At 54.1% G+C, this 13,733-nt stretch carries 16 protein-coding genes; all 16 read right to left on the bottom strand.

Annotated features, from left to right (window positions below):
* The 16 genes from PanJK_RS22760 to dnaB-PI all read right to left on the bottom strand — a co-directional run bounded on the left by PanJK_RS22760 (nucleotide 1) and on the right by dnaB-PI (nucleotide 13,494).
* Entirely contained in the window at nucleotides 1–630 is a 630-nt protein-coding gene (locus tag PanJK_RS22760) for a lytic transglycosylase domain-containing protein (RefSeq protein ID WP_265303228.1), read from the bottom strand.
* A complete protein-coding gene (locus PanJK_RS22755; RefSeq protein ID WP_265303225.1) occupies nucleotides 609–1,334 on the bottom strand; it encodes a TIGR03759 family integrating conjugative element protein in 726 nt (241 codons plus the stop codon). Before PanJK_RS22755 ends, PanJK_RS22760 begins: the two co-directional genes overlap by 22 nt.
* A gap of 10 nt (nucleotides 1,335–1,344) precedes the next feature.
* Nucleotides 1,345–2,112: a DUF2275 domain-containing protein gene (locus PanJK_RS22750; protein WP_265303223.1), complete on the bottom strand. Its 768-nt coding sequence runs from the start codon at nucleotides 2,110–2,112 to the stop codon at nucleotides 1,345–1,347.
* Nucleotides 2,109–2,756 (bottom strand): PilL N-terminal domain-containing protein, encoded by a 648-nt coding sequence (locus tag PanJK_RS22745; protein WP_265303221.1) that lies wholly within the window; start codon nucleotides 2,754–2,756, stop codon nucleotides 2,109–2,111. The genes PanJK_RS22750 and PanJK_RS22745 overlap by 4 nt, the downstream gene beginning before the upstream one ends.
* A gap of 128 nt (nucleotides 2,757–2,884) precedes the next feature.
* On the bottom strand, nucleotides 2,885–3,133 hold the full coding sequence (locus tag PanJK_RS22740) for a DUF2442 domain-containing protein (RefSeq protein ID WP_224934840.1): 249 nt from the start codon (nucleotides 3,131–3,133) through the stop codon (nucleotides 2,885–2,887).
* A complete protein-coding gene (locus PanJK_RS22735; RefSeq protein WP_265303218.1) occupies nucleotides 3,117–3,359 on the bottom strand; it encodes a DUF4160 domain-containing protein in 243 nt (80 codons plus the stop codon). Before PanJK_RS22735 ends, PanJK_RS22740 begins: the two co-directional genes overlap by 17 nt.
* A gap of 60 nt (nucleotides 3,360–3,419) precedes the next feature.
* Complete coding sequence (locus PanJK_RS22730) at nucleotides 3,420–4,025, bottom strand: single-stranded DNA-binding protein (protein ID WP_265303216.1); 606 nt, start codon at nucleotides 4,023–4,025, stop codon at nucleotides 3,420–3,422.
* A gap of 56 nt (nucleotides 4,026–4,081) precedes the next feature.
* Nucleotides 4,082–4,564: an STY4534 family ICE replication protein gene (locus PanJK_RS22725; protein WP_265303214.1), complete on the bottom strand. Its 483-nt coding sequence runs from the start codon at nucleotides 4,562–4,564 to the stop codon at nucleotides 4,082–4,084.
* A gap of 345 nt (nucleotides 4,565–4,909) precedes the next feature.
* A complete protein-coding gene (locus PanJK_RS22720; RefSeq protein ID WP_265303212.1) occupies nucleotides 4,910–6,958 on the bottom strand; it encodes a DNA topoisomerase III in 2,049 nt (682 codons plus the stop codon).
* A gap of 14 nt (nucleotides 6,959–6,972) precedes the next feature.
* Nucleotides 6,973–7,527, bottom strand: coding sequence for a hypothetical protein (locus PanJK_RS22715; RefSeq protein WP_265303353.1), 555 nt, complete (start codon nucleotides 7,525–7,527; stop codon nucleotides 6,973–6,975).
* A gap of 10 nt (nucleotides 7,528–7,537) precedes the next feature.
* Nucleotides 7,538–8,251, bottom strand: a complete 714-nt coding sequence (locus PanJK_RS22710) for a PFL_4669 family integrating conjugative element protein (protein ID WP_265303209.1) — start codon at nucleotides 8,249–8,251, stop codon at nucleotides 7,538–7,540.
* A 187-nt stretch (nucleotides 8,252–8,438) separates the two neighbouring features.
* Nucleotides 8,439–9,623, bottom strand: a complete 1,185-nt coding sequence (locus PanJK_RS22705; protein WP_265303207.1) for an STY4528 family pathogenicity island replication protein — start codon at nucleotides 9,621–9,623, stop codon at nucleotides 8,439–8,441.
* 74 nt (nucleotides 9,624–9,697) lie between these two features.
* Nucleotides 9,698–9,946: a hypothetical protein gene (locus tag PanJK_RS22700; RefSeq protein WP_265303205.1), complete on the bottom strand. Its 249-nt coding sequence runs from the start codon at nucleotides 9,944–9,946 to the stop codon at nucleotides 9,698–9,700.
* A 45-nt stretch (nucleotides 9,947–9,991) separates the two neighbouring features.
* Nucleotides 9,992–10,576, bottom strand: coding sequence for a DUF2857 domain-containing protein (locus PanJK_RS22695; protein WP_265303202.1), 585 nt, complete (start codon nucleotides 10,574–10,576; stop codon nucleotides 9,992–9,994).
* A 3-nt stretch (nucleotides 10,577–10,579) separates the two neighbouring features.
* Nucleotides 10,580–12,109 carry a ParB family protein gene (locus PanJK_RS22690; RefSeq protein ID WP_265303199.1) on the bottom strand — a complete coding sequence of 510 codons (1,530 nt, stop codon included), beginning with the start codon at nucleotides 12,107–12,109 and terminating at the stop codon, nucleotides 10,580–10,582.
* A complete protein-coding gene (gene dnaB-PI, locus PanJK_RS22685; RefSeq protein ID WP_265303196.1) occupies nucleotides 12,106–13,494 on the bottom strand; it encodes an SPI-7-type island replicative DNA helicase in 1,389 nt (462 codons plus the stop codon). Before dnaB-PI ends, PanJK_RS22690 begins: the two co-directional genes overlap by 4 nt.
* Nucleotides 13,495–13,733 lie beyond the last annotated feature (239 nt).

Genomic DNA, 13,733 nt, shown 5'->3' with positions numbered 1-13,733 from the left:
TCACTGACTCCGTGGGTTTATCCAGACGAGGCCGGTATCCGGCACCGATGCGGATGCTGTCTGTTCTACGGCAGTCGCCGCCGGCAGATGCGGCGAAGACTGAAGCTGGGCGAGTTTGGTTTTAACGAAGGCGCGATACCGGGCTGCGGGTGCGCCGCCTGCGGGATGGTGATAGCAGCCGGCCGCGTCAAGCCAGCTGCCGGGCTTTCTGTCCCAGCATTCGCGCAGAATGGTGGCAGCGGCGTTGAGATTCTTGTAAGGATCCAGCGCCTCCCAGGTAGAGGAGAATCGCTGGCCGTTCCAGCCGAGATTCACCTGGGCAATACCGACATCGATACGCTTCAGGGAATTCGTTTTTATGAAAACCTGCAGCGCCTGCCAGGCTTCAAGGCGGGTTTTATAGCGATATCCCCTCCCCGCGACGTTGAGTGTCCACGGCCACGGGCGTTCGCCCTGTGGCAACCTGCGGGAAGACTCCTGCAGGCTGACCGAATAGAGCGACTCCGCCGGCACGTTGTGAGTCTGTGCCACGCGCACGTAACCCTCAGGAACAATCTGTTTGTCACCGGCAAATGAAGAAAGTGAAACTAGCAGCAGCGCCGCGCCGGTCAGAATGCCGCGACTTGCCATCCGTTTTCCCCCTGCTGCAGAACGACCGGCATCATACCGTTACCGAACCGCATCCAGCGGCCGCCGTCATGATTCAGCGTGACCTGCCGGCTGCGTACCCTGTCCAGCGGGATATGATGATCTTTCGCCCAGCGGCGCAGTTTTCCGTCATCCCCCTTGCTGTCCACAAGGTAGATATCAACAGGCCTGTTATCGGCTAACACCGCTGCCAGGCGGGCGTCACACTGCCCGCAGCCAGCGGATTTCACGAACAGTGCCAGCCGTCCGCCGGTGTCGTGGGCAATACCGGCCGCATTGCCCATGTTGACCGCGAGGGCTTCAGGGTAGAGGCGCTTCCAGGCGGCGGTGACTTCACGCTGAAAATCCAGCTCTTTCTGCGTGCGGGCAAACTCTTCCCTGACCCATTTTTCTGCGTATTTTTTACGTTCGGCCTGACTCCGCGCCTCAATACCGAGTGTTGAAAGCGGGTCAAGCCCCGGCGACTGCGTACCGCGCGGGCCTTTCATCAGGCTCTGATAGCGCTGATAGTCATCCTGACTCAGCCCCCACTGACCGGCCTGCTGCTGCAGTTCCTGCACGCTGCTTTTCTGCACGCTCTGATCCGAAGCATCAACCGGTTCGCCCCTGGCATTCACAAACTGGATATTTGCCTGTGCCGAACAACACAACATAATCGCCGCAAGACTGAGTATTTTTAGCTTCATATCGCCTCCGTTAGCGAACGTTGACAGTAATTAAGCGTCCGTTCACGCGAAATTGCGCCTGCCCGTAGCCGGCATTGACCAGCGTCCAGCCATTAACAGTCTGCCCCTCGCCGATAAGGTGGATTTCAGACAGTGAGCTGAATCCCGTCGGCGCAATGGCCGCAAACGACTCTGCCCCCCGCTTTTCTACGCCGGTCAGCACAAATGGCGCTCTACGCGCCGCGCTTCTGACGGTTTTATGCGGCTTAGCGGGTGCCGGCTTTTTTACGACTTTTGTCGCTTCAGGTTCCGCCGTGGCCGGCTGCGCTTTCTGAGTTGCGTGCTGCAGCGCGGTAACTGCCTGGTCCAGTTCAGCCTGCCGGCTCTGCATTGATGTCTGCGCCTGATTCAGCTCACTGAGCGACTGGCGAACCTGACTGACTGCCTCAGGTAATCCTCTGGCGGACCAGCCTTCGAGAGACTTCTGAACGGCATTAAGCTGATCCTGCTGTCGTTTGACCGTCTCACCCTGCGCGTTAATGGTTGCCTGAACAGGTTCAAGGTCAGTCTTCGCCAGTGCCTGGGTGTAAACCACGTTTTGCTGCTTCTCTACGTGGCTGAGGCGGTTTTCCTGCGACACGCCGCTGCGAAGCGAAACAAAAGCCAGCACAATTGCAGCAGCCGAAAGCGCTAACTGTCCTATTGCAGGCAGGTGATGTTTTACGGTGCTGAAACGGCTACCTGATGACGGAATAACGTCATCAGCGTTCTCATCAGGAAAGGAGGTTTCTGTCGTCATTTTGTCAGCCACCCTCCGCGCGCAGGCTGCGCCTGAATGGGACGGGGACCAATGATCTGAGAGGGACTGGCGGCGGATGACGTAGCTGCAGCCGGCGCGTATGCACTGGCAGGGCGCGACGGCAGCTGTGTCGCAGGCAACTGATAGCCTGCACGCAGGCTGTGGCAGACCACGCGCTGCACGTCATCCACTTCCAGCTCCCATGCGGGCCCCGCCAGCACCTGCAGCGCGGTGCGAAGACGCATTGGACCCAGCTGGAACTGGACGGCCGGCAGCGGCTGATGATACAACACGCCGTTGGCCGGTCCTGTCTGACACAGTGAGTAGCCGGACTGCTTCAGCGCATAACGCATGGCATCGGCCACGGTTGGCTGAACCGAGGAAGGAATACGCACATCAATAATCTGTGAGAGGGGGTCGCGTTGCACGGCCTTAGGATCCGTTCTGACAAGCAGGTAACGATCGTAGCGAACCACCTCGGGCGTCCGCGCGTAAACATCATCAGCAGATGTCTGGACGTTGCGGGTGACGCTGACCGGGGCAACCGGTTCTGCAGGTGCCCGTTCCTGCAGCTTCTGGGGATGCTGAATACACCCCGTCAGCAGCGCAAGCGGTAAAGCGGCAAAGACGGCATTAAATTTCATCTGAAAAGTTCCTGTACAGTGTGAACAGGCATCACTGTGCGCAACTCTTCAACAGGCTTCTATGAACAACTCTTTTTGCGTTTTCAAAAAAAAACGCCGACCGGAGTCAGCGTTTTTTATCAGCACTTTCAGGCAACCTGATGAGGCGGGTGCGTGATGTCACCACGGCCGCTTAACAGGCCATCAATCGAAACATCTTCGTCCAGTGCGTCCCAGTGGATCCCACGGGGAGACAGTTCATAGTCATTCAGCTGTTCGGCAGACGCATTGCAAAGTCGGGGAAACCAAGACAGCGGCACACCGATTATTCGCTCGTCTGACAGTTCGACCCACATGATGCGGTCATCGAACCGAACTTCCTTAGCTGAAATAGTCATTCCAGGCCTCCAGAAGCAGGGGTTGGTTTAGCTTTATCAGTATTAGCAGTTCTTTTACTGTCCGGGAATCAAATCCGTCATTACGCGCCAGTTTCACAACGGGGTCCAGCCAGAACTTTGCTTCAGTGCCGGCCTTCATCACATGAATGTGAGCAGGTTCGCGCGGATTGCCTTCGTTGGAATAGAAAAAGAAGCGAAAACCGTTCAGCCTAAGTATGACAGGCATCGTCAGTAACCTTTAAGGGATTTGGTGAAATTAACTGCAGCGGTAAGAGGCAGTGGCGGTTCAGAGAGCGCCTGCGGCATGTTTTGCGATACCGTAACCGTGTCCGAGGAACGGTATGTCATCATCCCAGTCCCCTGCAGGTTGCGACTGTGACGCAGGCTGCTGCGGAGCGGATTGAGCACTGTGACGCTGCGATCCCCGTTTTTGGTTTCGCTGATCCCTTCCGCCTTTCGGCTGCGGAGCGGAGGAAGGCTGTGACGCCGGCTGCTGTGGCTGGCCCCAGCCACCGCTGTGTTGTGGTTGATTGCTGTTCGGTTGACGCCCCCCTAACATCTGCAGGGTGCCGCCCATGTTCACAACCACTTCCGTTGAGTATTTGTCCTGCCCGCTTTGGTCCTGCCATTTGCGGGTGCGCAGCTGTCCCTCGATATACACCTGAGAACCTTTGCGAAGGTATTCACCGGCAACTTCTGCCAGCTTGCCAAACAGCACCACGCGATGCCATTCAGTGACTTCCCGGTTTTCACCGCTTTGCTTATCGCGCCATGACTCTGACGTTGCCAGTGAAAGGTTAGCGACCGCGCCGCCGTTAGGCATATAGCGGATTTCAGGATCCAGTCCGAGATTGCCGACCAGAATAACTTTGTTTACGCCGCGAGAGGACATAAGCATGCTCCTTCAGGGAAAGGCCTGCTCAGAAGAGAGCAGGCTTTGGTGAACAATCAGAATGAGTTTTCGGCGTAGGCTTGCTGCTGAGAAGCGGCATTCTGCGTCGGATGGGATTCAGCGCGTTCAGTCTTGAAGACCATGTCCTGGCCTATCTTGATCCAGTCCACCTTAATCAGGCGGGCTTTCAGGCTGACACGACTTTCACCGGCGTGCTCACCATTTTTCAGCTGAAAAATATCAGTTGACGGGTTACTCAGTACAAAGCCAATCAGCACTTTCTTGTCTTCATCCACCGCCTTCTGACAGCGGTTAATGAGGCTGCTGGCTTCTTTGCCGGCAACCGTGACGTCGAAACGCACGTAAGAAGGGCTGTCGGCCGGACCTGACAGTGCGTTGATCACGCAGCTGATAAAGGTGCCGGACTGAGCATTGACCTGCCGCACGTTGCTGAGATAGCCCAGTCCGTTGATGGTCAGGTTGAAGTAGTCTTTTGATTTACCGGTGTTGCTGGCATTTGAAGTGTTGTTTACAGACATGATGTTTTCTCCATGGAGGTCAAAAAAGGTTCGACGGAGAAAACTTCTGCCCGGACGGGAGAAGAATTCCCGTCGGGGAGTCAGAATCAGCAAAATTCTGACTGTCTTGATAGTTGAATGAACCTTCATCGCCAGGCAGTAGGAGCCGTAATTGACGATATCTGCTTCCAAAGGCGAGCAGATGTACCACACTGATGTGTTCTCCCTTGCAGGCTACAGGAGTGTTATGTTCAGCCACCCGAAGGCGATTCTCTCAGGCCAGGAATCATTGGTGGTCGTCAGAGACGACAGGTAAGCCCGTTCATTTTTAAGCCAAAAATCGCGGCTGTCAACCTTTGTGACTCGTCAGATTGAGACTTGCCGGCGCAGAAGCCGGCGCTTTTCGACCCCGGCCTGCCCCAGGGTTTTACCCGCCGCCTGACGACGGTTTTTACGGTTTGCCTCACCAATGATCCCCTTACAGTCCGGATACTTCATGCAGCCCCAGAAATTGCCCTGTTTGTTCTTGCACAGCCGGGTCGGGCCATCGCAAATCGGGCAGACAGGGCCGGTCAGCGCCGTGACGTTGAAGGCAGTCGCCCGCCCTTTTTCGATAAGATGCCGGGTCCACTGGCACTGCTTTTGCATAAAATCGCTGAGCTCACTTTTACCCTGGGCGATATCATCCAGCGCCTGCTCCCAGAGGGCCGTCATGCCGGGACTGGTCAGTGTTTCAGGCAGTGCGGCGATGAGCTCGTGCGCCATTTGAGTGGACAGGATGAACTTCCCCTTTCTCTCCAGGAAGCCCCGCTTAAAGAGCGTCTCCAGCACGCCTCTGCGCGTCGCCTCCGTCCCCAGCCCGGCATTCTCACGCAGCACCTTCCTTAGCTGGGGATCTGTGACCATGCTTGCCGCGTTTTTCATGGCCGTTATCAGCGTGCCTTCGGTATGGTGCGGCGGCGCTTTGGTCATATTATCTTTAACGACCGCACCGGTAACCGTGCAGGCAGCGCCCTGCTCAAGCGCAGGCAGCTGCGCGGACGATTCTTTATCACCGTCAGCCTCCTCCGACTGCTCTGCGGTAAAGAGTGATTTCCAGCCGGTGTGGATCATCACGCGCCCCCGCGTGCGGAAAAGCTGATTGCCGATGTTGAAGGTGGCATCCGTCACATCGGTTTCCTGCAGCGACATAAACTGTGCCAGATAATGCAGCCGGATAAGCGAATAGACTTTGAGCTCTTTTGCATTCAGTTTTGCTATTTCGAACGACTGCCGCGTGGGAATAATCGCATGGTGCGCCGTAATTTTTTTGTCGTTCCAGACGCGCGAGTTGAATGCAGTATCAAGTTGCGCAATCTCAGCGCTGATTGTCGGGTCCGAGCGCTGTATCGCATCTAGCACGGCGCTGGCCTCCGCCCGCATCGAAAGCGGGAGATAGCCGCAGTCGGTACGTGGGTAGGTCGTCGCTTTGTGTTTTTCATACAGTGACTGGGCGATAGACAGGACCTCATTAGCCCCAAAGCCCCATTTACGGTTGCAGGCTTCCTGAAGATCGCCAAGAGAAAAACAGAGCGGTGCCGGGGTTTTATCGCGCTTTTTCTCAACGGAAATCACGCTGCCGGATCCGGATTTCTGGCAGAGCTGCCCGACTGCCTGTGCAACCTGCTGATTCACGCAGCGATTTTCACTGTCGCAATATTGCCCCGCCGCAACCCATTCGGCTTCAAAGGCAATCCCGTCCTTTTCCAGCTGTGCCCTGACCTTCCACCACGGCTGTGGCATAAAGCCGGCAATTTCATGATCCCGATTAACCACAATGGCGAGCGTGGGCGTCTGAACTCGTCCAACGGAATACACCTCTGATACGCCGGCTTCACCGGCTTTCACGGTATAAAAACGGGTCAGATTCATCCCGATAAGCCAGTCAGCCCGCGCACGACCGATACCGGCCTGGTAGAGTTTTTCGGTTTTTTCACCCGGCAACATTTCATTCAGCGCTGTTTTAATGCTCGCTTCGTCAAGCGCGGAAAGCCACAGCCGGCGCACGGCACCGCTGTAGTGGCAGTATTCCATCAGCTCACGCGCAATCACCTCACCTTCCCGATCGGCGTCGGTTGCAATGACCACTTCACTGGCCTGCTTCAGCAGTTTTCTGATAACGCCAAACTGACCGGCAGTGTCTTTCTTGACGGTCATCTGCCAGCGATCCGGAATAACGGGCAGCACTTCCGTGCGCCACGGGCGGCCAAACTGTTCGCCATACGCTTCAGGGCTGGCCGTTTCCAGCAAATGCCCCACGGCCCACGTCACCGTGATGTTACCGCCGGTGATACATCCCTGCCCGCGCTGGTTGACACCCAGCACACGGGCAATATCTTTGGCCTGAGAGGGTTTTTCACACAGATAGAGCTGCATGCGGGTCTCCGGTATTAGCGTGCCTGACCAGAGGCAACCTGGCGGACCTGAGTCAGAACGTTATTGAAATTGCTGCCGGTCAGGTGCGACGGGACGCGCGATTTGTACGTCATGTACACCCGCGTTCCTGTACCGTTCTTTTCGAGCTCGATGTCCATATGATCGTTGTCGCCAACGTCGCTGCCCATGCGATAAGAACTTCCCGGAACGGCTTCCCAGACCGGATGTGCATCCTGAATGGCTGACGCACTCCACCGGCTGTTACGATCTTTTGAACGGATGCGTTCAATCTCCTCAGCGCTGACATAGCCATAATGTCGCTTCAGGCGTGCAGCGGCAGTATCGATATCAACCGGCACGCTGAACTGTTTGCTGGTACTCTTCCCGACAGAGCCAGAGGCTTTGGTCAGCACCGGCATGCCGTTGCCGGAGTCCATAGAGTTCGCGTCATCGCCGCGCAGCGTTTTGCTGATGCTGAAAGCGGTATCGCTGATATTTTTATTGATGCTGGCTAAATCAGAGCCGGCACAGCCGCTCAGCAGGACGCAGACAGCGCCTGAAATAATCATCCGTTTCAAATTAGTTGTCCTCAGAGGTATCAGCAGTAAGTGGAGAGAATGAAGAGCGTTTCTCACCAGACATCACTGCCGGATCGGGTTCGCCCAGACGCTTGATGGCCGCCAGACCCCGCGCGGTTTTATTACGGATATCCTCGTAGGTCACCGGCATACTCCGGTAATTCTGAATAAGGCCGTACACCACACGAACAGCTTTACTGCCTGTTTCAAGGAACTGATCGCGCTGCGAGCGGTTAATCAGACCGTAATGGAAAGCCCCAAACGCTTTTAACGCCAGCTGGTCGTAATGAACCAGCAGCCAGACGCAGCGATACCCCAGGGGTGATCGGCTGAACACATCCAGATTAAGCGGTTCGGAAGAGCTGACGTCTGAAATGCTGATGCCGACCGGAATGGCTGCGGTAATTTTTGCGATAATCCTGACCTGCTCCTCCACCTTTTTAGTCGCCACCCTGATGGCTTCTTCAAGGTTGACCAGAAACTCGTCACCGTAGGGATTGCCTGCCGCTGCATCGCGACCTGCATATCCAGCCCGCGCGATAGCTTCCGGCATGCCAGGGATTTTGTGGCGATATTCCTTATTGTCTTTTTCATCAGAGCGATTTCGCCCTTCCCAGAGCCTGATTGCATAGTGTGAATGCAGCTCAACAGTCAGTGTGGATACCAGTCCGCCAGACCGCCGGGGCGAGGTTTGGGGAGATGTCTGTTCGGCCATAGCTGTCTCCTGATAGGCAAAGGCTTCTCGTTAAGTAAGTGGCGATCCTCATTCCTGGAAGGACCGTAAACAATGCGAAATCAGATTTTCAAAAATGAAAATTTGTTTTCTAAAAAAACAGTTCAATTAATAACCACTGTTGCACGGTGCAACACCGTATGTTTTATATACACCTGTCAACGCCAGCTCATTTCCTCTGAGGTCCAACAGACTCACGAAGACTCTGTAATATCTCTCTGACGCGCTCGTCACTGCAGGACTTCCTGTTTTCAGAAGCAGAAGGCCTGAAGGGCCGTAATTCCGGGCGTGACGCATGGCCGGGGTTATCTGATACTTTCGTCCCGCTTTCAGCAGGATAAAGCGTCCCCTGCCGGGCCTTTTTGAGCACGGTCAGCAGCCAGCCAAGCGGGTTTTGCAGGCTGCGTTCACGCTGCGCCCGGATAATATTCGACAGGACCAGCGCAGATCTCTCAGCCGGTAACGCCTGCAGCTGGCGATTAACCATCTCCCGATCTTCAGGTTTCAGCAGGGATGCGAAATTGTCGGGCAGGCAAACCGAATCGTTTACGTATGTTTTATCTGTATTAGTAGTAAAACTACGTACGTAACTGTTCGGATTCCGAACCCGGCCGTTATGCCCCGCGCCACCTCTGAGTTCGGATACCGAACCCGGCTTCTGAGCCTGCACATTTAAGCTGAGTTCGGAATCCGAACCCGGTAAATGACTCGTCGGTTCGGGTACAGTCCGGCAGGCCAGATCTTCAGGACTCTGAACGGCACCCAGCCGAGCATTTAGCATTTGAAGGTGGCTGCGGTGGTGAGCCATTGCGGGATCCAGCCGAATTTCACTGATGACTGATTTCGCTGTGGAACTGATGGTGCGGTTGCTACTCAGGCAGGCTTCCGCAACGGTTTTAAGCCAGTGTGGATCGAACGTTTCTGCGTCACAAAATGACAACGGCTCATCGTGTTGCGCATAGATGTTGCCTCTTACCCTACCCTTTTCATCCCTTACGCGTTTGCAGAGGCTGAGCCAGCCAGTGATGCGAAGCATGAGGAGTATGCGGCTGATGGTCTCTCTGGACGCTTTGCCTTTTCCCGGCGTTGCCAGCTGCAGCTGCAGCTCTTCATAGGAGGGAAAAACGGCACCGTCATTGCTCAACGCGTGCAGGCGGATGATTATCCAGCCCATTTTGTCCAGCGGAGAGAGGCGTGGGTCCAGAAGCAACCGGCGCGGCATGGAATCATGTATATTACCCGTGAATAACAGACCACCACGGACACAGTTGTTATGCTCTTCCGGCAAACACGCCAGCCGATCGATTAATTTATTGACTGCCTGATGGATAAGGCTGTCATCCGGTAATGTCATTCTTCACCTTCTGAATACAAAAATGCTGAGCACTGTGCCACTTCAGGCGCAACGCTCAGCATTCTGGCTATATTTCAGTTGCGCATAGCCGTGTTATAACGCTCATGATTCATCATCTCCCAGGTGCGCCCTTCATCGCGGCTGAGCAGTCGCCAGAACGGACCAAGATCGATCTTGAAATAGCCGGTTCGGTTTTCATTTAGACATTTATAGTTACGCTCACCCTGCCAGAATCGAAGCACCGCGCGGGTCGCTTTTTTTCGCAGTGAAGATGGAGCAGTAACCGGGGCTTTAAGACCCGGTATAACTTCACAAGACCGCATTCTGCCCCTCCTGATTACAGTGAATGTATTTCACAGCGGTAATAGTCATGCTCTTCTCCGGGTGGCGGCGGTGAGATGCTCACTCTCCCATTTGAGAACGGTATTCCAGACAGCGGTCAGTGAGATATCCATCTGTTCGGCAGCAAGCAGCATCAAATCCAGCCCCTCGTCCGTTTCACTGCGCGGTGTTTTACTGTCATTTGCCGCCCAGATTTCCCATAGCTCGGTACTCTGTTCCTCGCTGAGGACGGTTCCCCGGCCTGCTCGGACTTTTATGCCCGCGATCCTGCGGCGCGCGGCTACGTCATTACTCATCAGCCCGAAAAAATGCTCCATCAGTTTGATTGAGCCCCCCAAAGCAAGCGCACGATCAATCCGTTGCTTTCGCGTCTGATCATCCCTGGCTTGAGTAATCAGCCTTGCCAGATTGTCCTGATTTATCTGGAATGAGAGAACCGAGACCTCGCTGTTGACGATGTAATGGATATCTTCAATGGTCACATCCTTCAGCGTGGCGATCTCTTCAGATGTCAGACCCATTTTGTCACAGCGGCGTATAAAGCCGTTTTTCAGCTCCATAACCAGGTCAAGCAGGAAGCCATTTGCAGCCCGGGCTAGGTTCGTGTTCATCAGTTACCCTTCATTTACAGGAACAGTTGAAGCAGCACTCTTGCGCTGCAGTTCGCGGAGACGACGAAGGATTCTGATTAGCCGAAACACCATCAGAGTTTGTTCGTCATCAAAAACAGGCGTGGCTGATTCAGATGACCCGATCAGCAATTTAAACGTTAAATTCGCAGAGTCCTGACAAGCCGTATCGTCAGTCAGGGAAGCAAGGTATAAGGACACAACATGAGCATTTTCTGCAGGCACTGATAGCCGGTAACCAGGCTGTGAAGCATTTTCACTGGCGGGTTCTAACGCGTCACCGCAGTCATGAGCACTGGCGATGTCCCAGCACAGACGCCAGGCAATACTTTGCAGGTGCTCAATATCGTCCTGTAAGGCGCTGAGGTGCCAGAGTGAATGGTTTTCTGACTGAGCCACTGGCTGAAGGGAACCATCAGGACATTGGGTGGCATGAGTTTCATCTACATAATCTTCATCGTTTACCAAAAAGGATGAACCTTCAGAATCGCTTATTTCAGCGGGTATCTCAGCTTCAGTGACTGTATCCCGCGGATTGCATCTCATCAGAGGCATAACATCTGATGGTTGCGCATCCGTTGGATCACTATGCTCACCGGAATCATTTGCCACATTTGATAAGGTAGCCGGCAAGGCGGGTGAAACGGCAATGGTGATGTCTTCAGCAGGCTCAGCTTTTTCCTTATCAGCACCGCGCAGCTCCAGTAACCAGCCATCGTAATCGAGGTCATCACATGGGAAGGCCGCAGTCAGGTCACCAACAAGTTCATCAGTGAACATTTCCAGTGACCATAGTTCGGGATCATCAAATTTCTGGCAGCACTGCCCAAACACATTTGTAAAGTTGGTTCCGGTATAATCATCTGTATTTAAATGATATTTATCCCAGACTGATTCAGCGCCATGGCGCAACTTGAGCAGTTTTCTGAGTTCACGCCCACCAAATCCTGACCCCAGTAAAACAGGCATCCATGGATAGATGTTTGTCACCACATCTTCCATACGGCTTACGCTTGAAAAATGTACAGGCAGGCCGTTGCTGGCCAGTTCTGCGGCGAGATTGCGCAAAGAGATTTTTTCCCCTCGCTCTTCTTCAAGCAATAATCTCGCTTCACGGACAGAAAGGGCCTTATCAATAAAGGTCAGCTGCCCGTGGGTTTCATTTTCTGCGAGATGCCCTGCAATGCACTGAAAACGGCCAGGCCACGGTTTTTCAATGCAGGTCATTTTAAAGAACCGCTGATCTCCGGTTTCATCCCAGAGCTCACGCATGATGGTGTAACGCGTGTTCCCCCCGTCACTGAAAGTCCACTTTCCTTCAGGAATACGGGGATCGTGCGTCACAAACGGCACGGAATTGAGCCCGCGCACACGGATAGACGCTTTCAAATCCTCAAAAAGAGGATTGCGGCTTTTGCGCGGATTATCAGGATTCAAACAGAGTTCATCGAGAGTGAAAATCCTGGCCAGATTTTCACTGCCGGACGGTGTTGCAACACGCTGAAATTGACTCATTTGCCAGTGCTCCTGAAATCATATCCAAAGTCATACCCGCCCTCAGGATATTCACTGAAGAGGGTAAACCTGCCGTCAAACTGGGTTTTGATGGTGCCCGTAGGTCCCTGCCGCTGTTTGCTGATGATGATTTCGGCCTGCCCCGGATGCGCCGTATCAGCGTGGTAAACTTCATCGCGATAGATAAAAGCAATCAGATCTGCGTCCTGTTCAAGCGCCCCCGAATCCCGAAGGTCACCATTGTTAGGACGTTTATCGGCACGCTGCTCTACCTGACGGTTGAGCTGTGAGAGTGCAAGGATGGGGCAGCCGAGTTCTTTACCCAGCGCTTTGAGCGATCGGGAGATTTCGGCTATTTCCTGGGTACGGTTTTCCATATCGGGACAGCGGACAAGTTGCAGGTAATCGACCATGATGAGAGAGGGTTTGCCGTATTTACGGATATATCTGCGTGCCCGGGTGCGAAGCGTGGCCGGCGTCTGGCTGCTGTTATCATCAATGACTAACCGCTCGCGCCATTCAGCCATCTCCTTAGCACCCATGCTGATCCTTCCCCAGTCCTCATCACTGAGATTGCCGCTGCGCAGGTGGTTGAGTTCTACCCTGCTGCGCATGGACAGCATCCGCATCATCAGCTGCTCGGTTGGCATTTCAATGCTGAAAATGAACACACTTTCTTGCGGCCGGCTCATCAGCGCCCCGATACTCCAGCTGAGAGCCAGTGAAGTTTTTCCCATGGAAGGCCGCGCGGCGAGAATAACCAAATCGCCCGGCTGAAGTCCGCAGGTCATAAAATCAACCTCGGCCATTCCTGTGGCAGTGCCGGTAATTCCAGTGTCAGCTGCTGTGGCCACTTCAAGCTTGCTCAGTAACTGGTCAAGCGCCTGCAAAATTTCGGTTTCGCACTCGTTTGCGTGTTGCCCCTTCTCACTCAGTGTGAAAAGTGCTTCCTCAGCCTGGGCGGCAACATTTAAAGAGCTCAGTCTGTTACCCCTGATATCAGCCAAAAGCGAATTGCCAATGATCTGCAACTGTCTCAGCCTGCTCTTTTCGAGGACGATGCCCACATAGGAAAGTATGTTTGCTGCTGAAGGCGTGTTTTTACCGATCTCAGCCAAGTAAGCGAATCCGCCCGCCGTATCAAGCCGCCCATCCCGTTCAAGCGTTTCACTGAGAGTAATGAGATCGAACGGTTGTAGCCGGGATGCCAGGGCGCTCATTGCACGATAAATCGCGCGATGAGCGCTCACAAAGAAGTCATCAGCGGTAATCAGAAGGTTAATATCATCCCATCGGTCATTATCGAGCATGAGCGCCCCCAGAACACACTGCTCAGCGTCGGTATGATAAGGAATGGCTATAACGTCTTTCAGCTTTTCAGGCATGAATAGTTTCCTCCACAAATAGAGTGGATTCGCGATAGGTGAGTAATTAAATGAGCCGTTATCGGGCGGATGACTGAGCGGACAGCTCTTCTATATATGCATCCAGATAACGATCAATAAGGCCTTGAACAATTTTGCTGGCGGTGACGACACGGCCAGAATGGTGAGTGAGTCTGACAGCACAGTTCTCAGTTTTCATACGTCTGGCTGGACCTATGTAAACAATTGGCGAGGGGCTT

This window comes from Pantoea sp. JK (assembly GCF_026130245.1).
GTDB classification, from domain to species: Bacteria; Pseudomonadota; Gammaproteobacteria; order Enterobacterales; family Enterobacteriaceae; genus Pantoea; species Pantoea trifolii.
This window is presented reverse-complemented; position numbering and strand designations above follow the sequence as displayed.

Bases quoted from the DNA above. Each gene is read 5' to 3' on its own strand.
- PanJK_RS22760 (WP_265303228.1), bottom strand. From the start codon at position 630: ATGGCAAGTCGCGGCATTCTGACCGGCGCGGCGCTGCTGCTAGTTTCA.
- PanJK_RS22755 (WP_265303225.1), bottom strand. From the start codon at position 1,334: ATGAAGCTAAAAATACTCAGTCTTGCGGCGATTATGTTGTGTTGTTCG.
- PanJK_RS22750 (WP_265303223.1), bottom strand. From the start codon at position 2,112: ATGACGACAGAAACCTCCTTTCCTGATGAGAACGCTGATGACGTTATT.
- PanJK_RS22745 (WP_265303221.1), bottom strand. From the start codon at position 2,756: ATGAAATTTAATGCCGTCTTTGCCGCTTTACCGCTTGCGCTGCTGACG.
- PanJK_RS22740 (WP_224934840.1), bottom strand. From the start codon at position 3,133: ATGACTATTTCAGCTAAGGAAGTTCGGTTCGATGACCGCATCATGTGG.
- PanJK_RS22735 (WP_265303218.1), bottom strand. From the start codon at position 3,359: ATGCCTGTCATACTTAGGCTGAACGGTTTTCGCTTCTTTTTCTATTCC.
- PanJK_RS22730 (WP_265303216.1), bottom strand. From the start codon at position 4,025: ATGTCCTCTCGCGGCGTAAACAAAGTTATTCTGGTCGGCAATCTCGGA.
- PanJK_RS22725 (WP_265303214.1), bottom strand. From the start codon at position 4,564: ATGTCTGTAAACAACACTTCAAATGCCAGCAACACCGGTAAATCAAAA.
- PanJK_RS22720 (WP_265303212.1), bottom strand. From the start codon at position 6,958: ATGCAGCTCTATCTGTGTGAAAAACCCTCTCAGGCCAAAGATATTGCC.
- PanJK_RS22715 (WP_265303353.1), bottom strand. From the start codon at position 7,527: ATGATTATTTCAGGCGCTGTCTGCGTCCTGCTGAGCGGCTGTGCCGGC.
- PanJK_RS22710 (WP_265303209.1), bottom strand. From the start codon at position 8,251: ATGGCCGAACAGACATCTCCCCAAACCTCGCCCCGGCGGTCTGGCGGA.
- PanJK_RS22705 (WP_265303207.1), bottom strand. From the start codon at position 9,623: ATGACATTACCGGATGACAGCCTTATCCATCAGGCAGTCAATAAATTA.
- PanJK_RS22700 (WP_265303205.1), bottom strand. From the start codon at position 9,946: ATGCGGTCTTGTGAAGTTATACCGGGTCTTAAAGCCCCGGTTACTGCT.
- PanJK_RS22695 (WP_265303202.1), bottom strand. From the start codon at position 10,576: ATGAACACGAACCTAGCCCGGGCTGCAAATGGCTTCCTGCTTGACCTG.
- PanJK_RS22690 (WP_265303199.1), bottom strand. From the start codon at position 12,109: ATGAGTCAATTTCAGCGTGTTGCAACACCGTCCGGCAGTGAAAATCTG.
- dnaB-PI (WP_265303196.1), bottom strand. From the start codon at position 13,494: ATGCCTGAAAAGCTGAAAGACGTTATAGCCATTCCTTATCATACCGAC.